Annotated in this window: 20 protein-coding genes and 1 tRNA gene; 9 read left to right on the top strand and 12 right to left on the bottom strand. The window is 68.8% G+C overall.

The window, feature by feature from the left end; all coding sequences use genetic code 11:
- The first annotated feature begins 32 nt into the window (after positions 1-32).
- Both ABMQ42_RS08625 and ABMQ42_RS08620 read left to right on the top strand, forming a co-directional pair.
- Positions 33-797, top strand: a complete 765-nt coding sequence (locus tag ABMQ42_RS08625) for a FadR/GntR family transcriptional regulator (protein WP_349722545.1) — start codon at positions 33-35, stop codon at positions 795-797.
- Positions 797-2,095: an alpha-hydroxy acid oxidase gene (locus ABMQ42_RS08620; RefSeq protein ID WP_349722544.1), complete on the top strand. Its 1,299-nt coding sequence runs from the start codon at positions 797-799 to the stop codon at positions 2,093-2,095. The genes ABMQ42_RS08625 and ABMQ42_RS08620 overlap by 1 nt, the downstream gene beginning before the upstream one ends.
- A 434-nt stretch (positions 2,096-2,529) precedes the next feature.
- Here ABMQ42_RS08620 and ABMQ42_RS08615 read toward each other — a convergent pair whose 3' ends face one another.
- The 11 genes from ABMQ42_RS08615 to ABMQ42_RS08565 all read right to left on the bottom strand — a co-directional run bounded on the left by ABMQ42_RS08615 (position 2,530) and on the right by ABMQ42_RS08565 (position 16,669).
- Positions 2,530-4,056, bottom strand: a complete 1,527-nt coding sequence (locus tag ABMQ42_RS08615) for an HNH endonuclease signature motif containing protein (RefSeq protein ID WP_349722543.1) — start codon at positions 4,054-4,056, stop codon at positions 2,530-2,532.
- A gap of 147 nt (positions 4,057-4,203) precedes the next feature.
- The gene (locus tag ABMQ42_RS08610; protein WP_349722542.1) at positions 4,204-5,307 is read right to left on the bottom strand and encodes a glycoside hydrolase family 130 protein; all 1,104 of its coding nucleotides are present in this window, start codon (positions 5,305-5,307) and stop codon (positions 4,204-4,206) included.
- Between the two features lie 10 nt (positions 5,308-5,317).
- Positions 5,318-6,190 carry a carbohydrate ABC transporter permease gene (locus ABMQ42_RS08605; protein ID WP_349722540.1) on the bottom strand — a complete coding sequence of 291 codons (873 nt, stop codon included), beginning with the start codon at positions 6,188-6,190 and terminating at the stop codon, positions 5,318-5,320.
- A complete protein-coding gene (locus ABMQ42_RS08600; RefSeq protein ID WP_349722538.1) occupies positions 6,187-7,098 on the bottom strand; it encodes a carbohydrate ABC transporter permease in 912 nt (303 codons plus the stop codon). Before ABMQ42_RS08600 ends, ABMQ42_RS08605 begins: the two co-directional genes overlap by 4 nt.
- 60 nt (positions 7,099-7,158) lie before the next feature.
- Positions 7,159-8,496: an ABC transporter substrate-binding protein gene (locus ABMQ42_RS08595; protein ID WP_349722536.1), complete on the bottom strand. Its 1,338-nt coding sequence runs from the start codon at positions 8,494-8,496 to the stop codon at positions 7,159-7,161.
- 121 nt (positions 8,497-8,617) lie between these two features.
- Positions 8,618-9,634 carry a LacI family DNA-binding transcriptional regulator gene (locus ABMQ42_RS08590; RefSeq protein ID WP_349722535.1) on the bottom strand — a complete coding sequence of 339 codons (1,017 nt, stop codon included), beginning with the start codon at positions 9,632-9,634 and terminating at the stop codon, positions 8,618-8,620.
- Between the two features lie 69 nt (positions 9,635-9,703).
- Positions 9,704-10,468: an HAD-IIB family hydrolase gene (locus ABMQ42_RS08585; RefSeq protein WP_349722534.1), complete on the bottom strand. Its 765-nt coding sequence runs from the start codon at positions 10,466-10,468 to the stop codon at positions 9,704-9,706.
- A 56-nt stretch (positions 10,469-10,524) separates the two neighbouring features.
- Positions 10,525-10,598: transfer RNA gene (locus tag ABMQ42_RS08580), tRNA-Pro, on the bottom strand.
- 59 nt (positions 10,599-10,657) lie between these two features.
- Positions 10,658-13,012: a transglycosylase domain-containing protein gene (locus ABMQ42_RS08575; RefSeq protein ID WP_349722533.1), complete on the bottom strand. Its 2,355-nt coding sequence runs from the start codon at positions 13,010-13,012 to the stop codon at positions 10,658-10,660.
- A gap of 73 nt (positions 13,013-13,085) precedes the next feature.
- Positions 13,086-14,015, bottom strand: coding sequence for a metallophosphoesterase (locus ABMQ42_RS08570; protein ID WP_349722532.1), 930 nt, complete (start codon positions 14,013-14,015; stop codon positions 13,086-13,088).
- Entirely contained in the window at positions 14,015-16,669 is a 2,655-nt protein-coding gene (locus ABMQ42_RS08565) for a transglycosylase domain-containing protein (protein WP_349722530.1), read from the bottom strand. The genes ABMQ42_RS08570 and ABMQ42_RS08565 overlap by 1 nt, the downstream gene beginning before the upstream one ends.
- Positions 16,670-16,760: 91 nt before the next feature.
- Between ABMQ42_RS08565 and sp36 the strand changes: the two genes are divergently transcribed.
- The gene (sp36, locus tag ABMQ42_RS08560; protein WP_349722529.1) at positions 16,761-16,979 is read left to right on the top strand and encodes a Sp36 family protein; all 219 of its coding nucleotides are present in this window, start codon (positions 16,761-16,763) and stop codon (positions 16,977-16,979) included.
- 2 nt (positions 16,980-16,981) lie between these two features.
- Complete coding sequence (locus ABMQ42_RS08555) at positions 16,982-17,440, top strand: RidA family protein (protein ID WP_349722528.1); 459 nt, start codon at positions 16,982-16,984, stop codon at positions 17,438-17,440.
- 70 nt (positions 17,441-17,510) lie between these two features.
- Here ABMQ42_RS08555 and acs read toward each other — a convergent pair whose 3' ends face one another.
- Positions 17,511-19,478, bottom strand: a complete 1,968-nt coding sequence (acs, locus tag ABMQ42_RS08550) for an acetate--CoA ligase (RefSeq protein ID WP_349722526.1) — start codon at positions 19,476-19,478, stop codon at positions 17,511-17,513.
- A 460-nt stretch (positions 19,479-19,938) separates the two neighbouring features.
- Here acs and ABMQ42_RS08545 point away from each other — a divergent pair, with 460 nt between their 5' ends.
- Genes ABMQ42_RS08545 through ABMQ42_RS08525 form a run of 5 tightly spaced genes read left to right on the top strand, consistent with a single transcriptional unit; the run spans position 19,939 to position 22,848 of the window.
- Positions 19,939-21,015, top strand: coding sequence for a TadA family conjugal transfer-associated ATPase (locus ABMQ42_RS08545; protein ID WP_349722524.1), 1,077 nt, complete (start codon positions 19,939-19,941; stop codon positions 21,013-21,015).
- Positions 21,006-21,884, top strand: coding sequence for a type II secretion system F family protein (locus tag ABMQ42_RS08540; protein ID WP_349722523.1), 879 nt, complete (start codon positions 21,006-21,008; stop codon positions 21,882-21,884). Before ABMQ42_RS08545 ends, ABMQ42_RS08540 begins: the two co-directional genes overlap by 10 nt.
- Positions 21,885-21,924: 40 nt before the next feature.
- Positions 21,925-22,128, top strand: coding sequence for a DUF4244 domain-containing protein (locus ABMQ42_RS08535; RefSeq protein ID WP_349722521.1), 204 nt, complete (start codon positions 21,925-21,927; stop codon positions 22,126-22,128).
- Positions 22,125-22,463, top strand: a complete 339-nt coding sequence (locus ABMQ42_RS08530; protein ID WP_349722520.1) for a TadE family type IV pilus minor pilin — start codon at positions 22,125-22,127, stop codon at positions 22,461-22,463. Before ABMQ42_RS08535 ends, ABMQ42_RS08530 begins: the two co-directional genes overlap by 4 nt.
- A 55-nt stretch (positions 22,464-22,518) precedes the next feature.
- On the top strand, positions 22,519-22,848 hold the full coding sequence (locus ABMQ42_RS08525; protein WP_349722518.1) for an Rv3654c family TadE-like protein: 330 nt from the start codon (positions 22,519-22,521) through the stop codon (positions 22,846-22,848).
- Positions 22,849-22,943: the final 95 nt, after the last annotated feature.

The following is a 22,943-nucleotide window of genomic DNA, read 5'->3' as shown; positions in this document are numbered from 1 at the left end:
GTATGGTGGTCAGACCACAGAAGGAGCATCGCGTGGCCGACAAAGCCGTTCCCGCGCGCGCATGGCGCGTCGTCCTGGAGAAGATCGAGACCGATCTGCTCGAGGGAACCCTCAAACCCGGCGATCATCTCCCGCCCGAGCGGGAGCTGGCCGCAACCCTCGGCGTGGGCCGTTCGAGCGTGCGCGAGGCGCTGCGCGTGCTCGACGTGCTCGGGCTCATCCGCACGGCGACCGGATCAGGCCCCAGTGCGGGCGCCATCGTCATCGCGACCCCGGTGGGTGGCATGTCGGCGCTGATCCGCCTGCAGGTCGCCGCCCAGGGCTTTCCGATCGCCGACATCATGCGCACTCGTGTGATCCTCGAGTCGGCGACGGCGTGGGAGCTCGGCGCCCGCATCGGTGAGGCCCGCCGTGCGCACGAGCAGGTCGACGTCGCCTCCGAGACGCTCGCCGAGCCGCTTCGGCTTCTGGAGGCGATGGATGCCGCGGGCCTGAGCCCCGCGGAGTTCCTGGCATTGGACGCCCAGTTCCATCTGGCGCTGGCGGAGGCCGCGGGCAACGCCGTGGTGGCGGCGACCATGGCGGGGCTGCGCGACTCGATCGAGGGGTACGTGCTCGAAGGATCGGAGCACGTCTCCGACTGGGACGACACCATGCTCCGTCTGCGCGCCCAGCACCGTGACATCGTCGCGGTTCTCGAACACGGCGATCCGGTCATGGCACGGCGCCTGATCATCGACCACATCACCGGCTACTACGCGCACGCCGGACTCACCCAAGAAGGAAAGGACCGCTGATGGTCACCAGGCAGATGCCCAACCTGCACGACATCTTCGAGCTCATGCAGTTCAAGACGCCGGAGCTCAATGCGCGCAAGCGGCGCCTGGATGCCGCGCTGACGATCTACGACCTGCGCACGATCGCGAAGCGCCGGACCCCTGCAGCGGCGTTCGACTACACCGACGGTGCCGCCGAGGGGGAGCTGTCGATCGCTCGTGCGCGGCAGGCGTTCGAGGACGTCGAGTTCCACCCGGGCATCCTGAAGCCGGCGCCGTCGGTCGACATGTCGTGCGAGATCCTCGGTGGGCCGTCGGCGCTGCCGTTCGGTATCGCTCCGACCGGGTTCACGCGCCTCATGCAGACCGAGGGTGAGATCGCCGGCGCGGGCGCGGCCGCTGCTGCCGGCATCCCGTTCAGTCTCTCCACGCTGGGCACGTCGTCGATCGAGGACGTCAAGAAGGCCAACCCGAACGGGCGCAACTGGTTCCAGCTGTATGTGATGCGCGAGCGCGAGATCTCGTACGGACTGACCAAGCGCGCGGCGGCGGCCGGCTTCGACACCCTGTTCTTCACCGTCGACACCCCGGTCGCCGGTGCCCGTCTGCGCGACAAGCGCAACGGGTTCTCGATTCCGCCGCAGCTGACGCTCGGCACGATCATCAACGCGATCCCGCGGCCGTGGTGGTGGATCGACTTCCTGACGACGCCGAAGCTCGAGTTCGCGTCGCTGAGTTCGACCGGTGGCACCGTCGGCGAGTTGCTGGATGCCGCGATGGACCCGACCATCAGCTACGACGACCTCGAGGTCATCCGCGAGCTGTGGCCCGGCAAGATCGTGATCAAGGGCGTCCAGAACGTCGAGGACTCGAAGAAGCTCATCGACAAGGGCGTCGACGGCATCGTGTTGTCCAACCACGGTGGGCGTCAGCTCGACCGCGCGCCGATCCCGTTCCGGCTGCTTCCGGAGGTCGTGCGTGAGGTGGGGAAGGATGCCACGGTCATGGTCGACACCGGAATCATGAACGGCGCAGACATCGTGGCGTCGATCGCCCTCGGCGCCAAGTTCACGCTCGTCGGGCGCGCGTACCTGTACGGGCTGATGGCCGGCGGACGACAGGGCGTCGACCGCATGATCGCCATCCTTCGCAGCGAGATCGAGCGCACGATGAAGTTGCTCGGGGTCTCGTCGCTGGCCGAGCTCGAGCCGAAGCATGTCACGCAGCTCACGCGGCTGACGCCGGTGGGGTCGCCGGCGGCTGCTGTCGCGCCTGCGGCTGCCCGAGCGCCGCGCGCGAAGGCTGCTGCGACCCGCTGAGCGGGCGTCCTGGCTGCGGTGACGCTGACAGGCGTCTGGGCGTCGGCGGCCGGGTAAGGGCAGAGTTGCCGGTGGGTCATCGTGCTTTGTGTCTTGATGTTGAGATTCCTCTCCGGAACTCACTGACCATCGCACGGTGGCCCGTTGCCGTCTCCGGGGCCGTCGGCGCGTGGATGCGCCGCGTTGGCCGGGTGCGCAGGGTTGGCAGGGTGCGCAGGGTCGGCAGTGAGCGCATGGTTGGCAGGGTGCGCAGGGTCGGCAGTGAGCGCATGGTTGGCAGGGTGCGCAGGGTCGGCAGTGAGCGCATGGTTGGGACGGGTGCGCAGGGTCGGCCGGGTGCACCGGCGCGTCGGTGGGTGCTGGGGTGGCCGCCACCGGTCCCTGAGTGAGCGGAGCGAGTCGGAACATCTGGCAGGTTGCCGTCGCCCGCCGGTTCACGTGCGTCTGACGGTCTCGGTCGCGGGGGCTCTTGTTCGGCTGCCGACACGTCGGCGAAGCGTGTTGCGGGCGTGGTGGAGTGATCTTTGGGCGGCGCGCCAGGTTCCGGTGGGGTCGAGGTTGTGGGGTGCGCGGATTTGGGGGAGTCCGTTGACCATGCGGATCTGCCATCCGCTGGTTTCGATGGTGCGGTGGTGCCACCAGCACAGGGGGACGCCGTTGTCGACGTGGGTGGGTCCGCCTTCGGCGTGGGGGGTGACGTGGTGGATCTCGCACCAGGTGGCGGGCATGTGGCAGCCGGGGATGATGCAGGTGCCGTCGCGGGCGATGATGGCGCGGCGTTGCTGGCCGGTGAAGGTGCGGTTCGGGGAGCCGAGCTGAATGATGCGTCCGTCGGTGTCGATGATCATGCGTTGGATGCCGCCGCAGCAGGCTGCTTGGCGTGCGACGAAGGCGGGGACGGTGCAGTCGGTGCCCTCGATGAAGCCGACACCGTGCTCGTGGTGGAGTTCGTCGGCGGGGATGGTGATCAGCACGGTGGGTGGTAGTCCGCCCAGGGTCGGGGTCTGGGCGGAGCGGGCGGCGACGCCGAGGATGGTCGCGAATACGTCGTGCAGTTTCTGTGCCCGGGTGCGGGTGTCGGCGGGGATCTCCGGGACGTTTGGGGCATCGGACCCATCGGACCCGTCGGACCCGTCGGTCTCGTCGGTCTGGTGGAAGCTGACGCCTGTGCCCGTCTCGGGTGTGGTGCGGTCTTGGACGCGGGGGTTCAGGTGCGCGTCGACGAGTTTGATGAACTGTGCGGCGACTTCGGGGAGGAGTCCGCCGTGGATGGGGACGATGTTCTCGTGTTCGCGGCCGAGGAAGATCCCGCGTTTGCGGGCGGCGCGTTCGTCATCGGTGAGGACTCCGTCGGGGTCGAGCACGAGTTCCCAGACCTTCGCTTGGATGCGGGTCTGGTCCGCGGTGCACGCCGGTGCCCCGTCGGGCCCGTTGCCGGTGGCCGCCGCAGTCAGCTCGTACTCTGCCGCCGACCACTGGGCAGGATCGACCCGGTCGGCGATCGGGTTCAGCACGGCGGTGATCGCGGTGACAGAGTCCACGCCGATGCCCCCGTCGATGAGTGCCTCCCTGACGGTGGGAAACAGTGCCGGCACCGGCTCGCCGGTCAGCGTCGTGCGCACCGCGACGGCCCGTCCTTGCCGGATGCGTGCCCGGGCGGTGGCGGAGGCGACACCGGTGACCCGGCAGATCAGGTCCGCGGCGCTCGAGCACCCGGAGCGGGCGGACAGGCGTTCCTCACCGAGTTCGGTGCGGGAGCGGTGATCGACCTCGGCGGCGGTGCTGATTCGCAGCGCGTCGACCCGGCGCCCGAGCGCTTCGGTGAGGCGGGTCAGGTCGAGCAGTTCGGTATCGGACAGGCCCCGCACCAAGTCCGCAGACAGTGTGTCGTGCGCGGTCGCACCCAGCGCGGTGTCGAGACCGGCCAGGGTCTCCAGCAGCTGGGTGGGTGCAGTGTTCATGCTTCCATCATGCCGCCCACCACCGACATTGAGACCCGACGAATCCCCGGTCAGCACACTAATCTGTGGACAACTCCGAAACGGCCGGAATCATGCCCGCCTGTGGAGGAACCGACGCGCTTCACCGCTCGGAGCGGCGCAGCATCCTCACCCCGCGCTCTGCGGCGAACCGCGGTGCAGCTCGGCCACGCCGATCTTCGAATCGGCCATGCCGTAGAAGACGAAGGTGCGCTCACCGATCCGCTCGACGGCGGTGGGGAACACGACGTTCGCCACGGTTCCCGCCGTCTCGTCGCCGGTCTCCGGCTCCATGAGCGGGGTCTCGGTGCGGGCGAGCACGCGTGACGGGTCCGCGGCGTCCAGCAGAAGAGCACCGACGACATAGCGCACGTTCTGCTGGGGCACGAAGGCCCCGCCGACGACCTCACCGGTGACGCCGTGGTGCAGCACCAGCCACCCCTCCGGCACCCGGATCGGTGCCGGCCCCGCGCCGATCTTCAGCGCCTCCCACTCGAACCGGGGACCGGCCACCATCCGGTGCCCCGCAGGCCGCGCCAGGGCGGAGAGATCGCGTTCGACATCCTCGACGGGGACGTACGAGATCCACACGCTCGCACGGTCGTCTGTGATCCCGGCCGGCAGCGGAGGCGCCTCGTCGGGACGGACGAAGCTGAAGTCCCACATCGGACGGTGCAGCAGCGCGTAGCTGGGGGTCCCGTCTGGGCCGGGCACCGGCTCGGGGAAGAAGACCACGTCCTTGTTGGGGAAGAGGTTCAGGTCGGTGTCGAGCGTGTCATCGTAAGCGAACTGCACGGGACCGAGGCGCTCCCACCGCTCGCTGTCCCGTGATACGGCCACGGCCGGGCGAGGCCCGAGCGGCCCGAAGGCGACATAGGTCATCACATGCCGATCCAGAGACGGGATCCACGTGATGCGCGGATCTTCGACCCCGCCGTGCGCCGCACCGTGCTCCCATCCGCGGTCGGCCTCCAGCACGGTCCCGAGCCGCTCGACGTCGCGGGGCACGCCGCCATCGACAAGCACCCGGGCGCGACCGACGCGCGACACGTTGCCCGCGGCCACGAGGCGCGGATACAGGTAGAGCGAGCCGTCGGCACCCCACGCCGTCGCGGGGTTGAGGACGCCCTCTCGTTCCAGGGCGTTGTCGGCATCCGGCGACATGAGCACGCCCAGCCGCTCGAGCGTGTACGGGATGAGGGGAGTGGATGTCACGATGTGGGGATCTCTCATGGAAGGTGGGTCAGCCCTTGACAGCGCCGAGGACGCCGCTGACGAGGTACCGCTGGATGAACACGTAGCCGACGATGAGCGGCGCGGCCACGATGAATGTGGCGGCCGCCAGCAGCGGCCACTGATTGGAGTACGTGCCCTTGAACGCGTACAGGCCGACGGTGACGGGGAACTTCGCCGGGTCGGCGAGCAGTACGGTCGCGAGGATGATCTCGTTCCAGATCCACACCGCCTGCAGGATGAAGATCGTCGCGAGCGCCGGCTTGGCCAGGGGCAGGACGAACGCGAACAGGTAGCGCCAGTAGCCGACGCCGTCGATGGCGGCGGCCTCGTCGAGCTCGCGGGGGATCGACGAGACGAAGCCGCTGAACAGCAGCGGACCGACGCCGACCCCGACGCCCACCATCAGGATGTAGCCGAGGCGGTTGTCGTAGAGACCGAGACGCAGCAGCAGCTGGAACTGCGTGATCAACGCGTTCGGCAGGAACAGGACGAGGACGAACAGCACCGACCAGAGCTTGCCGCCGCGGATGTAGCCGCGTGAGACGGGGAAGGCGAGCACGAGCGAGATGAACGTGCCGATCGTGGCGCCCGCACCCGTGTACAGGACGCTGTTGAGGATGTAGGCGCCGAAGTCGCCCTGCCGCCATGCATCGAAGAAGTTCCCCCATTGGGGGTCGCGGACGATCCCCACCGGATCGGCGATGAACTCCGCGTTGCTCTTGAGGGCCGTGTTCAGCAGGTACAGCAGCGGGAAGAGGAAGACGATGAGCAGGATCACCGCACAGACGTACCCGCCGATCGCCGGGCGTCGCCGATGCTGCACCCGGGTGTCGCGCGTCTGCGGCGAGCCGGATGAGGTTCGGGTCTGAGTAAGGGTCACAGTCTGGCCTCTCGTCGGCGAAGGAACCACAGCGAGAGCAGGCTGATGACCGCGACCAGTGCGAACTGGACCATCGAGACCGCGGCGGCGTACCCCTGTGACTGCGAGAGCGTCGTGCCCGACTGCCCGCCGAAGCCCTGCACGTAGACGAGAAGCGAGAGCACCTGGGTCGCCTTGTTGCTGGGGCCGGTGAGCACGTAGATGAGCTGGTAGCTCTGCAGTGCGTTGACGATGCCCAGAAGGACATTGGCGGTGATCGACGGAGCCAGCATCGGCACGGTCACGAATCGGAAGGCCTTCCAGCCACCGGCACCGTCGATGCTGGCGGCCTCGTACAGCTCGGTCGGGATCGCCTGCAGTCCGGACAGGAAGATGATCACGGAGATGCCCACGACCATCCAGATCTGCACCACGATGACGAGCGCGAGCGCGAGGTGCGGATCGCCGAAGAACGCGGACTCGCCGCCGAACCACCCCAGCACCGACGCCGCCGGCCCGCCGCCCACGTTGAACATCAGCGACCAGATCAGCCCGGTCACCGTCACGCCGAGCACGGTCGGCATGAACGCGACGGCGCGGACGAAGTTCCGTCCGCGCAGCGGGCGGTTGAGCAGGATGGCGGTCCCGAGCGCGAGCACGATCTGCACGACGGTGCTGACGACGGCGAACACCAGGGTGTTGCCGACCGCATTCGCGCTGTCGGCCCACTTGGCGGGGGAGAAGAAGGTGAGGTAGTTCTCGATGCCGACCCAGTCGACCGGCAGGTAGGGGAGACCGCGCAGGTTCGTGAACGACACCACCAGGACGGCGACGGCGGGCACGAGACCGAACACGGTGAGGACCAGCAACCCGACGGTGAAGCTGAGCCGTACCGGTCCGCGGCGCGGGAAGGGGAACGAAGTGGACACGTGGTCTCCGGGTCAGGGGCGACGACTCCGGGATGCCGGAGCCGCCGCCCGTGGGATGGATCAGAAGGCGGCGGACCAGGCCTTCTGTGCGGCCGCGGCGGCCTGCGAGGCGTCATCGGGGCCGAGTGGTGCGAGCGCGGGGTAGTTGAACGGGAAGACCGCGTCCTGCCCCGCCTTGTTGTTCGCGATCCAGAGCGTGTCCCACGCGGGCTGGAAGGTGCTCGTGTACTTCGCGATCGACTCCAGGAACGGGGTCGCGGCGATGTCGGGCTGTGCGGATGAGAACCCGGACTTCTCCAGGAACGTCTTGTAGTTCGCCGGATCGGAGAAGAAGTCGAGCCATGCGATCGCGGCGGTCTTGTTCTTCGCGCCGGAGGAGACCGCCAGTTGCAGCTCGATCTTGCCGTTGAGCATCGCGTTGTCGGCGGCATCGTCGCTGACCGGCAGCGGGAAGTAGCCGAAGTCGAACGCGCCGTTCACGGCCGAATCGATCGTCGGCTCGTTCCAGGTGCCGTCGATGGTCATCGCGTAGTCGCCCTTCGCGAATCCGGCCGGGATGTCGTCGTACCCGGTGCCGGCGAAGTTCGGCTGCGCGTTCTGGAAGATCGTCTCGGTCTTCTGCAGGATGCTCAGCGGCTTCTCGTCGGTGAGCGACACGGTGTTCTTCCAGAGCCCTGCGACGAGCGCGTTCTTGTCGTCGGCGGTCGGGTAGGTGCTGCCGACGGCGCCGAGCATCGCCAGACCGGCCGGCCAGCTGTCCTTGCCGCCGATCCCGAACGGACTGACGCCCTTGTCCTTCAGCGTGCTCATCACCTTCTGCAACTCGGACCAGGTCGTCGGCACCTCGAGCCCGTACTTCTCGAAAATCGCCTTGTTGTAGTACACCCCGGTCGAATAGCTGAGTCCCGTGGGGACGGCGTACTGCTTGCCGCCGATGGCCTGGGTGTCCAGAACGCTCGGCGTGTAGTTCTTCATGAACGGTTCGTCGGTGAGGTCGACGAGGCCGCCGGACTCGGCCAGGAGCACGTCGTCGGAGGTCGAGTCGGACGCGAAGTCGGGGACCTCGACGAAGTTCTTCACGACGATGATGTCGACGTTGCCGGCCGTCAGCCGCGACGACTTGGTCGCCGGGTAGTTGTCGTTCGACACCGTCGAGAGCGTCACCTTCACATCGGGATACTTCTTCTGGAACGCGTCGGAGATCGCGGTGAAGGCCGCGTCCGACGCGCTCGCGCTGGAGACCAGGATCTGAAGGTCTCCCGACGGGTCGCCCGATGCGTCGGCGCCACCCGATGTGCTGCCGGAGCATCCGGCGAGGCTGATCGCCGCCGCTGTGACGGCCGCCACGGCCGTCAGTGCTCGTGTCAGGCGGAAGGGCCGCCTCTGTGTCCGTGCCATGTGATCGCTGCTTCCTCGTTGATGACAGAAATGGCGCATCCGCCGTAGAACCGCATGAACCAAAACGTTTCGGTTGCGGGCGTGAACAGTGTCGCACACGCCCCAGCGCGGCGCAACCGTCTCAGCGCGGAGCGGGGCCGGTGGAGTCGCGGGCGACGAACGAGGCCGCGGGGATCTCGGTGTCTGCGACGTCGACATCGTCCAGCAGAGCGAGGAGCATACGTGCCGCTTCGGCACCCAATGCCTTGGGCGAGGTCTGCACGGTGGTCAGCGAGGGGCGCAGATAGGCGCCGAGCTGAATGCCGTCGAAGCCGGTCACCGACAGATCGCGCGGCACCGACAGGCCCAGGTGCTCGGCCTGGGCGATGAAGCCCATGGCCGACAGGTCGTTAGCGCATACGACCGCAGTGGGTCGCTCGTCGCCCGCGAGCAGCTGCGCCGCCGCGGCGAGACCGCTCTCGTAGGTGAAGGCTCCGGGGGCGACGCGATGCGGTGAGAGCCCGCAGGCGGTGATGCTCTCGCGCCACGCGCGCTCGCGCTGGCGCGAGTGCACATAGTGCGGTGGCCCGCCCACGAATGCGATGTCGCGGTGTCCCAGCGCGACGAGGTGCTCGACGGTGTCGCGGATTCCCGCGGCGTGGTCCTGGCGGACGCTCGGCAGGGGGAAGCCGGCGTCGGCGTTGATGCCGACGGCCGGCAGGCCGAGCTCGCGGACCACGTCGATGCGCGCGTCGTCGACCTCGAGCTCGTTGAGGAAGACCCCGTCGACACGGCGGCCCGCCGCCAGTCGGCGGTAACGGTCGAGCACCTGGTCCGTGCTCGAACTCGTCTGCAGCACGAGCGCGAAGCCGTACCGGTCGATGTACGACTCGATCCCGCCGATGAACGCGCCGAAGAACGGGTCGAGCTCGAGCACATCGGGGTCGCGGTGCACGACCAGCCCGACGGCGTACGTGCGCTTGCCCGCCAGACTGCGACCGCGCACCGACGGCACGAAGCCGAGCTCCTCGGCGAGGGCGACGATCTTCTCGCGGGTGCGGTCCGACACTCCGGGGCGGCCGTTGAGCGCGGCCGAGACCGAGCTGATGGAGACACCGGCGCGCGCGGCGACCTCGGTGATGGTCACGCGTGCGGCCATGTGACGCCTCCTCGATCCGCCGATAAGAATCTAACCATCTGCAGGCGCAACGACGGATGAACGGGGTCGTCAGCGTTCGGGCAGGGTCGGGATGAGCTCTTCGAGGTAGGCGGCGGTGTCTTCCCATCCGGTGACCGCGTGGCAGGGCACCCCGGCGGCCAGCACGGGGTAGTCGTTGCCGTCGGGATCCAGTCGGTCGCCGACGAACAGCATGTCGTCGAGGGCGATGCCGGTCTGCTCGGCGAGCTGGCGCATGCCGTACGCCTTGTCGATGCCGCGGTGGGTGATGTCGACGCTGGTCGACCCGCCGCTGCGCACCTCGAGATCGGACAGCAGAGCGGCCACGGCCGCCCGCAGCGCGTTCTTCTTGGCCCCGGTGGGGTCCCAGGCGGTCTTGGCCTCCAGCGGCGCCTTCTGGCCCAGAGCGGAGAAGGTGATCTGCGACCCGCGGTCCTCCAGGATGGGCCCCCAGGTCTCGCTCTCCCAGTAGCCCAGCCGGCGGGCCTCCTGCTCGATCGCCGTCAGCGCGCGCGCCTTCTCGTCGTCGGTGAGGGAGTGCGCGTACACCGTGCGCACGCCGTTCTCGGTGAGGCGGTAGTACTGGGTGCCGCAGGTGGGGAGGAGGTGGATGCGCGCGCGCACGGCTGCTGCGGCATCCGGCAGTCTGTCCACGACCTGGGCGGTGAACTGCGCCAGCTGCCCGCCGGAGATCACCGCGACCTCGACCCGCTCGGCGAGGGCGACCAGCAGCTCGCCCATGCGCGGATCGATCGCGCTCTTGGACGGCGCGAGAGTGTCGTCGAGGTCGAACGCGACCAGGCGCGGTGCGGGCATTGACGTCCTTTCTACGGCAATGGGCCCGCCCGAAGGCGAGCCCATTCCACAATGCGTCGGGGTGACAGGATTTGAACCTGCGGCCTCTTCGTCCCGAACGAAGCGCGCTACCAAGCTGCGCCACACCCCGTGGCAACCGTTCGAGTCTACCCCGAACAGGGCCCTCAGCCGAAATCGAGGGGCCGCGCCTCAGCCGTGACCGTGCCCCTTGCCGCCGCCCGAGCCGCCCGAGCCCTTGTCACCGGTCGAGCCCTTGTCCGACCCCTTGTCGGAGCTGTCGCTCTTGTCGGAGCCCTTGTCGTCGTCCTTCTTCTTCGGCGGCGCCACATAGTACGGGTTGGAGTAGACGAGCAGCTTCTTCTCGGGCTTGTCGAGCGACTTGCCCGGGTAGTACTCGTCGGCGGCGCTCTGGATGCTCCTCGACATCGAATAGCGGATGTCGGCGAGTGTGAGGCCGTTCTTCCAGTAGTGGTACAGATCGATGTCCTCGAGCTTCTTCGAGCCCGAGTCGACGACGCCCGACCACACCAGCGAGGTCATCGCCGTGCTGGAGGTGATCAGCCAGGTCTGGTTGCCCTCGTTGGTCCCCGTCTTGCCGAACAGGGCGGTGCCGTCGTTGGGGTTCGCCACGGAGGCGGTGCCGCCGGGATGCATGACCGTCTGCAGCGCGTACTCGGCGGTCGCCGCGATCTTCGGGTCGATGACCTGCGTGCAGTCGTGGTCGGGCGCACTCAGTTCTTTGCCCGTCATGTCGGTGACCTTCGAGACGACGTAGGGCGTGCAGAACTTGCCGTGGTTCGCAATGGCCGCGTAGGCGCCGGCCATCGCGATCGGCGAGACGCCGTACTTCGTGTTCCCGATGACCGAGGTCTGCGTCGTCATCGGGATGACGTCGCCGTTCGCATACGTGACGCCCAGTGCTTCGGCGTTCTTCGCCGCCTTACACAGGTCGATCTCGGCCGCCATGCCGAAGTACCCCGAGTTCAGCGACTCCTCGGTGAACTTGAGTGGCGTGCCGTAGATGCCCGCCTCGTTCCGGTAGTTGCCGACGATGGTGTGCTCGTAGTTCGTCCAGTTGCCCTGGCACGAGTTCTTCAGACTCGGGATGACACGCACCGTCCCGTTGACGACCTCGTTGAGCGACCGTCCCGACTGCAGCCACGCCAGCAGCGTGAACAGCTTGAACGACGATCCCGGGGCGAAGCCGTAGGTGTTGCCCTGGTTGTGGTCGCCGGCATACACGATCGACGTCTCACCGGAGGAGGCCTTCACGCTGTTGTAGTCGGTGTTCTGCGCGATGGACATGATCGCTCCCGTCGACGGCTGCACGTTGACGATCGTCGATCCGTACGTGAATCCGCTCACCTTCTTGGGGGCGTACTTCGACACGGTCTTCTGGGCGACCTTCTGCAGGTTCCAGTCGAGGGTCGTGTAGACGTTCAGGCCGCCCTGGCGCAGAGCCTGCTCGCGATCGTCGGGGGTCTTCCCGAACGCCGGGTCGTTGCGGATGACCGAGGTGACGTACTCGCAGAAGTAAGGGGCGTCGGTGATGCCGCAGCCTGTCTTGGGGACGGTGATGTGCGGAGTGATGGGCGCCTTGACGGCGGCCTGGTACTCGGCGTCGGTGATCTTGCCCTCGAGATGCATGCGCCCCAGCACGTACAGCTGCCGCTGCTTGGTCAGCGTGTAGCCGTCCTTCTTGGAGTTCACGGCCTTGCCGTCGGCGTTCGTGACCGAGCCCTTCGCCATGTCGATGCGGTACGTGTTCGGGTTCTGCACCATGCCGGCCAGCGTGGCCGCCTGCGACAGGTTCAGGTCCTTCGCGTGCACGCCGAAGTAGTACTCCGCGGCCGCCTCGATGCCGTAGGTGACGCCGCCGAAGTTCGCGATGTTCAGGTAGCCGATGAGGATGTCGTTCTTCGAGTACCGCTGTGTGAGCGCGATCGCGTAGCGCATCTCCTGCAGCTTGCGCGCGTACCCCTCGGAGCCCTGGTCGTTCGTGGCCTGCGCGTAGCACTCCTCGATCTTCTTCTGCTTCTGCGTCTTGCTCAGATCCTGCTCGTCGTCGACGTGGTTGTAGCAGTCCTGCACGAGCACGTTCTTCACGTACTGCTGGCTGATCGTGGACCCGCCCTGGATGTCGCTGTCGCCCTGGACGTTGGAGAGGATCGCGCGTGCCGTGCCGGTGAGGTCGATGCCGCCCTCGCTGTAGAAGCGCGGGTCTTCGCTGGAGAGGATCGCGTCGTACATGACCGGCGCGATCTCCTTCCACGTCACGGGGATGCGGTTCTGGTCGTAGTACCGGGTGAGCTCCTTCTCCTTGCCGGTCTTCGGATCCTTCGCGTAGATCGTGGTGGGCAGCTGCAGCTTCGTGATCTTCAGCTTGCTGGGCAGGTTGTCGAAGGTCGTGATCGCGCTGCTGGCGCCCACCCCGGCGAGCGCGAGCGCGGGCGTGATGGTCATGCTCACGAGCACCCCGGTGATGGCCCCGAGCGCGACGAGGCCGAGCAGCCCGCCGATGACTCCGCCGACGGTCCGTTTCATCTCCGGCCATTCGCTGCGCACCCTGTGACGCTATGACGGCTTGCTGTACGTCAGGTGGATGCCGCGCGGAGTGTCACCGGGGCAGCAGCGTGATCAGCGACGCCTCGGGTCGGCAGCCGAAGCGCACCGGAGCGTAGATCGAGTGGCCGATGCCGGCGCTCACGTTCAGGGGAACGCTGCGTCCGCCGTGCGTCCAGCGGGAGAGGCCGCGCGCCTGATCGAGCGGGATGTCGCAGTTGGCGACGAGCGCCTTTGACGAGAACGGGATGCGCACCTGCCCGCCGTGCGTGTGGCCGCCGAACAGCACGTCGGCGCCCAGATCCGTGAACCTGTCGAGCACGCGGCGGTACGGCGCGTGCGTGACGCCCCACGTCAGATCGGCACCCGCGCCGAGCGCGCCGATCGCGTCGGGCAGGGCATCCAGTCGATCCCAGTCGCGATGCGCGTCGCTGACGCCGAAGGCGTCGATGCGCGTCCGGCCCACCGTCAGCGTGGTCGCGGTGTTGTTCAGGTCCGACCAGCCGAGCTCGTCGCGCAGGAAAGCATCGAGGGCCTCGGGATCGAGGTTCGTCGCGTGCGGGACGTGCTCGGACGGCCCGAGGAAGTACTTGAGCGGGTTGCGGGGTGCCGGGGCGACGAGGTCGTTCGACCCGTGCACGAAGACACCGGGGATGCCGCGGAACGGTGCGAACGCCGTGCGGACGCCGTCGAGCCCGTCGGCGTGGCCGATGTTGTCGCCGGTGTTGACGATGACGTCGGGCTGCAGAGCCGCGAGCGAGGCGATCCAGCGCTGCTTGCGATGCTGCCAGGGCGCCATGTGGGCGTCGGAGAGGTGCAGAACGCGGATCGGCCGGGCGCCGTGGGGGAGGATGCGCAGCTCATGCCGGCGCACGGCGTACAGGTGCCGTTCGATGCCGATGCCCCAGACGGCGGCGCCGACGCCGACCGCCCCCACCGTGCCGAGCACGGTGAGGGCGGTGCGCGCCGACGAGGGACTCGCCATCAGTTGCCGCGGCCGTTGCCGTCGCCGGGACCGCTGCTGTCGCCGGGGCGGCCGTCGCAGCTGTCCGCCGCGTAGTTGACGGTGATGGCGGTGTCGCGTTTGGCGGAGGTGCCCGCGGCCGGCGAGGTTCCCGTCACGGTGCCCGCCGCGCCGTCCTGCTGCGTGCACGCCGAGGTCACGCTGCTGAAGCCCATCGCGCGGAGGGAGGCGACGGCCTGCTCGGGCGCTTGGCCGCTCACGTCGGGTACCTCGAGTCCTTCGCCGTTGCTCGGGCTCAGCGTCACGAGGGTGCCGCCGGCGGTCTTGCCCGCTTCGGGGCTCTGGGCGGCGACCTTGCCCTTCTCCACGCTCGAGTCGACCTCCTTGCCGACCTTCACCTGGAATCCGGCATCCTCCAGCGTCTTCGTGGCGTCGTCGATCGACTTGCCGACCACGGAGGGCAGGTTCACCATCACCTGACGCGTCAGGTTCGAGTCGGGCTCGGGGAACGAGCCGCCCTTGTAGATCTTGTCGATGGCGCCCTGGATCTGGCTTCCGAGGTTGAAGCGCAGCGTGTTCAGCGTCTGCCAGCCGTTCGCGTAGAGGTTGTAGAGCGGAACCTGACCCTTCACGCTGCCGACCCAGTTCGCGGTGGTCACCTTCGTGCTCGAGGTGATGAGCCACGTCTGGTAGTCCTCGTGCGTACCGGTCTTGCCGATGAGCTCGGTGCCGTCGTTCGGGTTTCCGGCCGAGCCGGATCCGCCCGCCGCGAGCGGGCCCTTCAGCGCGTACGCGGCGGTGGCGGCGACCTTGGGGTCGATGACCTGCGTGCACGTGGTCTCGGGGATGGCGACGGCCTCGCCGTCGGAGTCGGTGATCTTGTCGATCACCTTGGGCTCGCAGTACTTGCCCTTGTTGGCGACGGCTGCGTAGGCGGCCGCCATCGCGAGCGGCGAGACGTTGTCGGAGCCGATGACCTCGTACGGCGCCGGGTTGTCGGCGGAGTTCGAGGACGTGCCGTCGGTGGTCAGCGGGATGGGGGTGCCGTCACCGCGGGTGACCCCCAGGCTCTCCGCGACCTCACCGATGTCGCAGAGGTCGAGCTGGCGGGCCATCTCGAGGAAGCCGGTGTTCAACGAGTCCCGCGTGAACTTCGCCGGCGTGCCGTAGTAGCCGCGGCTCTGCTGATAGTTGTGGATGTCGGCCTGCACGTTCCAGGTGCCGCCCGAGACGCACCGGTCGGTCCACGGACCTCGGGTGTGCTTCGTGCCGTCGAGCACCGCGTTGAGCGAATGCCCCTTGTCGAGCCAGTCGAGCAGGGTGAACAGCTTGAACGTCGAACCGGCGTTGAAGCCGCTCGATCCGCCGTACTTCTTGCTGCCCGCATAGACGATCTGCGTCTTGCCGTTCTTCGCGGTGTTGCTCGTGGTGAACTTCGTGTTCTGGGCCATGGCCAGCACCCGTCCGGTGCTCGCCTCCACACTCACCGAGGTCGAGCCGAAGGTCGCGTCGTTCGTGGTGTCGTAGCCCTTCACCGACGCGGGCACGATGTCGTTCTGGGCCTTCTGCGCGGCCTTCTGCACCTCCGGGTCGAGGGTGGTGTAGATCTTCAGCCCACCCTTCTGCAGCAGCTCGGGCCCGATGTTCTCGTCCTGCTCGAGCACGGCCGTCACGTACTGGCAGAAGTACGCGGCCGAGCCGGCGGAGCACCCGTTCTGCACGTCGGTGATCTTGGGCTTGATCGGCGCCTTGACGGCGTCGTCATGCTGCTTCTGGGTGATCTTGCCGTCGGCGAGCATGCGGTCGAGCACATACGTCTGCCGCTGCTTGGTCAGCTTGTAGCCGTCCTTCTTGGAGTTGACGCCGTTGCCGTCGGCGTCGGTGACCGACCCCTTCTCCATGTCGATGCGGTAGGTGTTGGGGTTCTGCACCATGCCGGCCAGGGCAGACGCCTGCGAGAGGTTCAGGTCCTTCGCGTGCACACCGAAGTAATGCCACGCGGCGGCCTCGATGCCGTAGGTGGTGCCGCCGAAGTTCGCGAGGTTCAGGTAGCCGATCAGGATGTCGTTCTTCGAGTACTTCTGCTCGAGCGAGATGGCATACCGCATCTCCTGCAGCTTGCGCTCATAGCCGGAGGCCCCGCTGCTGTCGCTGGCCTTCAGCCAGCACGCGTTGAGTTCCTCGTCGGTGGTGGCCGACCAGTAGCACTTGTTCAGCTGCACGTTCTTGACGTACTGCTGGCTGATCGACGACCCGCCCTGGGTCTGCGATCCGCCCTTGATGTTCGAGAGCAGCGCGCGGGTCGTGCCGATGAGATCGATGCCGCCGTGCTCGTAGTACCGGGGGTCCTCACTCGACAGCAGCGCGTCGTACATGACGCTGTCGACCTGATCGAAGGTCACCGGCGTCCTGTTCTGGTCGTAATAGGTCGCCATCAGGGTGTTCTTGCCCTTGTCGTCGGTGTAGTAGATCTTCGACGGCAGGATCATCTTGTCGATCTGCAGCACGCTCGGCAGGTTGTTGAACATGTCGATCGCACCGGTGGCGGCGGCACTGGTGACGGCGACGGCGGGGGTGACCGTCGCAGTGATCAGGACACCGGCGACAGCGCTCAGGCCGATGAGGCCGAGGACGCCGCCGAGCACGCCGGATGCCTTGCGTTTCGAGTGGGGCATAGGGTTGATCGTAAAGGAGATATCTGGGCGATGCCTCCAGGAGTCTCCGTCGTGAATCCTGTGAAACCCTGCCGAAGGAGCCCGCGTCGCGATGACCGCCTGGGAGTACCTCACCACACCGCTGGTGATCCACAACACCGCCGCCATCCTCAACAACTGGGGCAAGCAGGGATGGGAGCTCGTCCAGGTCGTCCCCGGCCCCGAGGGCGGTCTCGTCGCCTATTTGAAGCGCCCGGTCGCCGACGGCTCGTCGACGAATGCGGGATTGGATGCCGCGGCCGACGCCGCGCGCCGGTTCGAGGGGAACTGACCATGACCGTGTCGCAGACGCTCGCAGACCTGGGCATCGAGCTGCCCGCCGTCGTCCCGCCCGTGGCGGCCTACATCCCGGCGATCGTGCACGGCGACCTCGTCTACACGTCCGGCCAGCTGCCGATGAGCGGCGGCAGGCTGCCCGCCACCGGCAAGGTCGGCGGCGAGGTGTCGCCCGACGACGCCACGGCGTACGCACGGCAGTCGGCGCTGAACGCCATCGCCGCCGCGGCGGCCGCCGTCGGCGGGGTCGATCGCCTCACCGGCGTCGTGAAGGTCGTCGGGTTCGTGGCATCCACCCCCGACTTCACCGGCCAGCCCGGCGTCATCAACGGCGCGAGCGAGCTGCTGGGCGAGGTATTCGGCGAGGCCGGCCGCCACGCGCGTTCGGCCGTCGCCGCGCCCGTGCTGCCCCTGGACTCGCCCGTCGAGGTCGAGGTCGTCTTCTCGTTCGCGTAGTCCGCGGACCATCGCGAAGGGCCGGTGCCCGGGGATCTCCCGGCACCGGCCCTTCGCGTATGCCGTGCGGCTACTTCACCTGTGCCGAGATCACGCTCATGACCGCGGTGTCGGCCAGCGTCGTGGTGTCGCCGACCTCCTTGCCGTCGGCCACGTCGCGCAGCAGGCGCCGCATGATCTTGCCCGAACGGGTCTTGGGCAGCTCGCTGACGATGTAGATGTCGCGCGGGCGGGCGATCGGCCCGATCTGCTCGCTGACCCACGAGCGCAGCTGCGTCGCGAGGCCCTCCGGCGTGTGCTGGGAGAGGTAGCTCTCCTTGAGGATCACGAACGCCACCACGGCCTCGCCGGTCGTCTCGTCCTTGGCGCCGACGACCGCGGCCTCGGCGGTGGCCTCGTGCGCCACCAGCGACGACTCGATCTCGGTGGTCGACAGTCGGTGGCCCGAGACGTTCATGACGTCATCGACGCGGCCGAGCAGCCAGATGTCGCCGTCCTCGTCCTTGCGGGCGCCGTCGCCGGCGAAGTAATAGCCCTTGTCGGCGAACTTGGCCCAGTATGTCTCCTTGAAGCGCTCGGGGTCTCCCCAGACGCCGCGCAGCATCGACGGCCACGGCGCGGTGACCACGAGCAGACCGCCGTTGCCGTTCTCGACCGGCTCGCCGCTCTCGTCGACCACATCGACGAGGATGCCCGGCAGCGGGACCTGGGCCGAGCCCGGCTTGGTCGCAGTGACGCCGGGAAGCGCCGCCACCATGGTCGCGCCGGTCTCGGTCTGCCACCACGTGTCGACGATCGGGGTCTCGCCGTGGCCGATGATGTCGCGATACCAGACCCACGCCTCGGGGTTGATGGGCTCGCCGACCGATCCGAGCAGGCGCAGGCTCGACAGGTCGCGCTCCTGCGGGATCTGCCGCCCCTGCTTCATGAACGAGCGGATCGCCGTGGGCGCCGTGTAGAGGATCGACACACCGAACTTCTCGATGATGTCCCACCAGCGACCCGGCTGGGGGAACTCGGGGGTGCCCTCGTAGATGACCTGGGTCGCGCCCAGCGCAAGCGGGCCGTAGACGACGTAGGTGTGTCCGGTGACCCAGCCGATGTCGGCCGTGCACCAGAACACGTCGGACTCGGGGTGGATGTCGAGCGTGTACTTGTTCGTGAACGCCGCCTGCGTGAGGTAGCCGCCGGAGGTGTGGATGACGCCCTTGGGCTTCCCGGTCGTGCCCGACGTGTACAGGATGTACAGGGGGTTCTCTGCGGGGAAGGCCGGCGCGTCGTGCTCGTCGGAGGCGGCGTCGACCACATCGTGCCACCACAGGTCGCGGTCGTCGTTCCACTCGACGTCGTTGCCGCCGCGCTTGACCACGATCACGTGCTCGACGGTCTCCTGCGGTCCGCTGCCGCGGTCGGCCAGGGCCTGGTCGACGGCGGGCTTCAGCGCCGAGACCTTGCCCTTGCGGTAGCCGCCGTCGGCCGTGATCACGACGCGGGCGGCCGCGTCATCCACCCGCGAACGCAGGCTGTCGGCCGAGAACCCGCCGAACACGACGGAGTGGATCGCGCCGATCCGCGCGCACGCGAGCATGGCGATGACCGCTTCGGGGATCAGCGGCATGTAGATGGCGACGCGGTCGCCGTGGCCGATGCCCAGCCCCTCGAGGGCGTTCGCGGCCTTCTTGACCTCGCGGGTCAGCTCGGCGTAGGTGATGCGACGCTCGTCGCCGGGCTCGCCCTCGAACAGCAGCGCGACGCGGTCGCCGTTGCCGGCTTCGACGTGGCGGTCGAGGCAGTTGTAGGCCACCGAGAGCTCGCCGTCGCCGAACCACTTCGCGAACGGCGCGTTCGACCAGTCGAGCACCTCGGTGAACGGCTTGTGCCAGTGCAGCAGCTCGCGCGCCTGATCGCCCCAGAAGCCCTCGCGGTCGGCGGCCGCACGCTCGTAGAGCTCGGCCGTCCCGTTGGCGTGGGCTGCGAACTCGGGTGACGGCGCGAACTGCCGCTGTTCGTCGAGGAGATGGTCGATGGTACTGCTCATAATGCGCTCCTTTGCGAGGGACAGTCTTCCGGCGACATCGGGTGTCGTCCGGGGCCGCGGTCAATCTACTCCGCCGGTCTGGGTGCGACTACCTCCGTTAGTGGGTGGTCGGTGTCGTTGTCCAGTGCGTGAAATGAGGAAATCGGAACCTGATATATCGTCATGGATCGGCAGGATTTGTTTGGCAGGCACGCAGAAAGTGCGTATGCTCATCCTCGGCCGAACATTCGATTCTGGCATTGCAGCACCCGACCACCCCCCGATTGTGGTGTTGCGCGTGGCGGCATCCCATTCCCCCCATGGGATGCCGCCCTCCTTTTCCGGCGCCTTCTGCGCGCCGATGCCGATGCGCGCTCGAGACGGGCCGCCGGTTCCTCCCCAGGTGGGGGTGGCCGGCGAGTTGTCCACGGATGTCGCGGGACGGCCTCCCGACGGCGTCGGCGCTTCCTAGATTCGATGCATGCCCGAGCCGTTCGTCGCCCGTCCCCGTCCCGGGGCCGATCGTGCGCCCGAGCGCCCGGTGGTGGTCGGGGCGGCGGAGGCCGCGGCGGAGAAAACTCCCGGCTCCGGTGGTCTCTCGACCGACACGACGACCCCGTCGCAGGGCTGGCCGCCCGCTCTCGCTCCGTTCGCGGAGTTCCTCGATGACGCGGATGTCACCGATCTGTTCGTGAACGGGGCGGCCGGGCTGTTCGTCGACCGCGGGTGCGGTGCCGAGCAGGCGGTGCGCTGGCGCGCCGGTGAGACCGAGGTGCGCGAACTGGCCGTCGCCCTGATCGGCCTGGGCGGTCGGCACATCGACGATGCGCATCCCGCGGTCGATGTGCGGCTCGACGGCGGGCTGCGCGTGCATGCCGTGCTGCCGCCGATCGCCCGCGGCGGCACGCTCGTCTCGATCAGGGTGCCGCGCCGCGTCCGGCTCGATCTCTCCGGCCTCGAACGCGCGGGTGCCGTCGATGCCGCGGGGCGTGCGCGTCTCGAGGGGCTCATCGTCGCCCGCGAGAATCTCCTCATCACGGGGGCCGCGGGCACCGGCAAGACGACGATGCTGTCGGCGCTGCTCTCACGGGTGCCGTCGACGGAGCGCATCGTGACGATCGAGGACGTCGCTGAGCTGGCGCCCGATCACCCGCATCACGTCTCGCTCGAGGCACGGCAGCCCAATCTCGAGGGCGCCGGCGGCGTCGGGCTGGCCCGCCTGGTGCGCGAGGCCCTGCGCATGCGACCCGACCGGCTGGTGGTGGGCGAGTGCCGCGGCGAGGAGGTGCGCGAGCTGCTCAGCGCTCTGAACACCGGCCACGACGGCGGCGCAGGCACACTCCATGCGAACAGCCTGGCCGATGTGCCGGCGCGGTTGGAGGCGCTCGGCGCCCTCGCCGGCCTCGGCGACACGGCCCTCGCGCGCCAGGTCGCGAGTGCGATCGGCTGTGTCATCCACCTGCACCGCGGCCGCGACGGCGTGCGCCGGGTCGCCGGTGCCGGCCGGCCCGTCGTGCGCGACGGGCGCCTGGCGATCGAGGAGCTGCCATGGGCCTGAGGCGACGTCCGACACCGGGCCGGGCCGATGCCGGCACGGTGCTGCGGCTGGCCGTGCTGCTGCAGGCGGGAGTCGCGCCCGCCGATGCCTGGCGATACCTCGCGGAGGCGGGGGATGCCGCGGCCGCCGCGGTCGCCACGAGACTGGCCGCCGGCGACGACGTGCCCTCGGCGATCGAGACGCTGCCGGGGTGGGGCGATGTCGCCGCCGCGTGGCGAATCGCCGAGACGGTGGGTGCGCCGCTGGCCGAGAGTCTGCGGGGAATCGCCGCGGCGCTGCAGGACGCGGCCCGCACGCGCGACGAAGTGCGGATCGCTCTGGCCGAGCCCGCCGGGACGGCGCGGCTCATGGCCTGGCTCCCGCTTGTCGCGGTCGCGCTGGGCGCGGCGCTGGGATTCGACACCCTGCAGACCCTGGTCACCGACCCGATCGGCATCGCGTGCGCGGCGGGCGGGGTCGGTCTCATCCTGGCCGCGCACCGCTGGAACCGACGCCTCGTGCGCCGCGCCGACCCCGACGAGGCGGTGGCGGGTCTCGGCGCCGACCTCATGGCGATCGCGCTCTCGGGCGGCGCGTCGCTCGAGCGCGCCTCACGCCTGGTGGCGGCGACCGGTGCCGGCGAGCCCGATGCCGAGACCCGCGGCATCCTGACCCTCTCCCACAGCGCCGGCGTGCCGGCGGCCGAACTCCTTCGGGCGGCGGCAGGGCTGGCCCGGCACCGCGCGCGCACCGAGGGGCGCCTGCGCGCGGCGCGCCTGTCGTCGTCGCTGCTCGTGCCCCTGGGCGTGTGCACGCTGCCGGCCTTCCTGCTGCTCGGCGTGGCGCCCATGCTCCTGAGCGTGCTGTCGACCACTCCGCTGTCGCTGTGAACGAACGTGCCCACCCATCCCTATGTATAAGGAGAACGCCATGAGCATTCCCACCCTCACCCGCCGACGCGCCGAGCGCCTGTTCCTCGACGTGCCCGATGACGCCGGCGCGGCGACCGCCGAATACGCCATCGCGACGATGGCGGCCGTCGCATTCGCAGGACTCCTGGTCGTCATCATGCGCTCCGACGAGGTCCGCGGCATCCTGACCGATCTGGTCCACCGCGCGCTGACGGTGTCATGAGCGCACGGCAGGACGACCGCGGCTCGGTGACCGCCGAGTTCGCGGTCGTCCTCCCGGCGGTCGTCCTCGTGCTCGCGCTGGGCGCCTCGCTGCTGGGCGCGTGCGGTCGGCAGGTGCGGCTGCAGGATGCCGCGGCCGACGCCGCGCGTCTCGTGGCGCGCGGCGAGCCGGTGTCGCGGGCCTCGGCGGCTGTGGGTGACGCCGTGGCGGGGGCCCATGCCACCGTGAGTCACCGCGACGACCTCGTCTGCGTGCGGGCCTCGGCGTCGGCGGGTGTTCCGCTCGTGGCGCTCACTCTGCACGCCGACTCGTGTGCATTGGCGGGCGGGCTGTGAGCGGGCATCGGGGCCCGAGAGGGCGCTGTCGCACCGCACCGAGGGGTGCCGGCTGATGCCGGGCACCGTCCTCGCCGTCGGCGCCATCGGCTGCGCGGCGGCGCTCACCGTGGGCCTGGCGGCCGTCGGCGGCGCAGCCGTGCAGTCGCAACGCGCGGCCGATGCGGCCGACGCGGCGGCGCTCGCCGCGGCCGACGGCGCCTCGGGAGCGGTCCTCGGCGTGCCGTGCGAACTGGCGTCGCGCGTCGCCGAGGCCGGGGGAGCGGCCGTGACCTCGTGCGCGGTCGACGGGCTTGTGGCGACGGTGACCGTGACGGTGCCGTTCGGCGTGCTCGTGGCGACCGCGACGGCGCGGGCGGGTCCGCCCGAGCCGATGTCCGGGTGATCACGCACGCGCGTATAGCGGTCTTCGCCTGAGACCGATGCGGCGCCGCACTCAGGAATCTGTGTGTATGGTGTGCTTCGAAGAAAGGACCACCC

The sequence above is a fragment of the Microbacterium sp. KR10-403 genome (assembly GCF_040196215.1).
Classification (GTDB): domain Bacteria; phylum Actinomycetota; class Actinomycetes; order Actinomycetales; family Microbacteriaceae; genus Microbacterium.
Note: the sequence above shows the minus strand (reverse complement) of the source record. Positions and strands in the feature narration are given on the sequence as shown.

Coding starts and splice junctions, on each gene's coding strand:
- ABMQ42_RS08620 (WP_349722544.1), top strand. CDS start 797: ATGGTCACCAGGCAGATGCCCAACCTGCACGACATCTTCGAGCTCATG.
- ABMQ42_RS08535 (WP_349722521.1), top strand. CDS start 21,925: ATGAGCATTCCCACCCTCACCCGCCGACGCGCCGAGCGCCTGTTCCTC.
- ABMQ42_RS08545 (WP_349722524.1), top strand. CDS start 19,939: ATGCCCGAGCCGTTCGTCGCCCGTCCCCGTCCCGGGGCCGATCGTGCG.
- ABMQ42_RS08530 (WP_349722520.1), top strand. CDS start 22,125: ATGAGCGCACGGCAGGACGACCGCGGCTCGGTGACCGCCGAGTTCGCG.
- ABMQ42_RS08585 (WP_349722534.1), bottom strand. CDS start 10,468: ATGCCCGCACCGCGCCTGGTCGCGTTCGACCTCGACGACACTCTCGCG.
- ABMQ42_RS08610 (WP_349722542.1), bottom strand. CDS start 5,307: ATGAGAGATCCCCACATCGTGACATCCACTCCCCTCATCCCGTACACG.
- ABMQ42_RS08595 (WP_349722536.1), bottom strand. CDS start 8,496: ATGGCACGGACACAGAGGCGGCCCTTCCGCCTGACACGAGCACTGACG.
- ABMQ42_RS08570 (WP_349722532.1), bottom strand. CDS start 14,015: ATGGCGAGTCCCTCGTCGGCGCGCACCGCCCTCACCGTGCTCGGCACG.
- ABMQ42_RS08555 (WP_349722528.1), top strand. CDS start 16,982: ATGACCGTGTCGCAGACGCTCGCAGACCTGGGCATCGAGCTGCCCGCC.
- ABMQ42_RS08575 (WP_349722533.1), bottom strand. CDS start 13,012: ATGAAACGGACCGTCGGCGGAGTCATCGGCGGGCTGCTCGGCCTCGTC.
- ABMQ42_RS08590 (WP_349722535.1), bottom strand. CDS start 9,634: ATGGCCGCACGCGTGACCATCACCGAGGTCGCCGCGCGCGCCGGTGTC.
- acs (WP_349722526.1), bottom strand. CDS start 19,478: ATGAGCAGTACCATCGACCATCTCCTCGACGAACAGCGGCAGTTCGCG.
- ABMQ42_RS08615 (WP_349722543.1), bottom strand. CDS start 4,056: ATGAACACTGCACCCACCCAGCTGCTGGAGACCCTGGCCGGTCTCGAC.
- ABMQ42_RS08565 (WP_349722530.1), bottom strand. CDS start 16,669: ATGCCCCACTCGAAACGCAAGGCATCCGGCGTGCTCGGCGGCGTCCTC.
- ABMQ42_RS08525 (WP_349722518.1), top strand. CDS start 22,519: ATGCCGGGCACCGTCCTCGCCGTCGGCGCCATCGGCTGCGCGGCGGCG.
- sp36 (WP_349722529.1), top strand. CDS start 16,761: ATGACCGCCTGGGAGTACCTCACCACACCGCTGGTGATCCACAACACC.
- ABMQ42_RS08540 (WP_349722523.1), top strand. CDS start 21,006: ATGGGCCTGAGGCGACGTCCGACACCGGGCCGGGCCGATGCCGGCACG.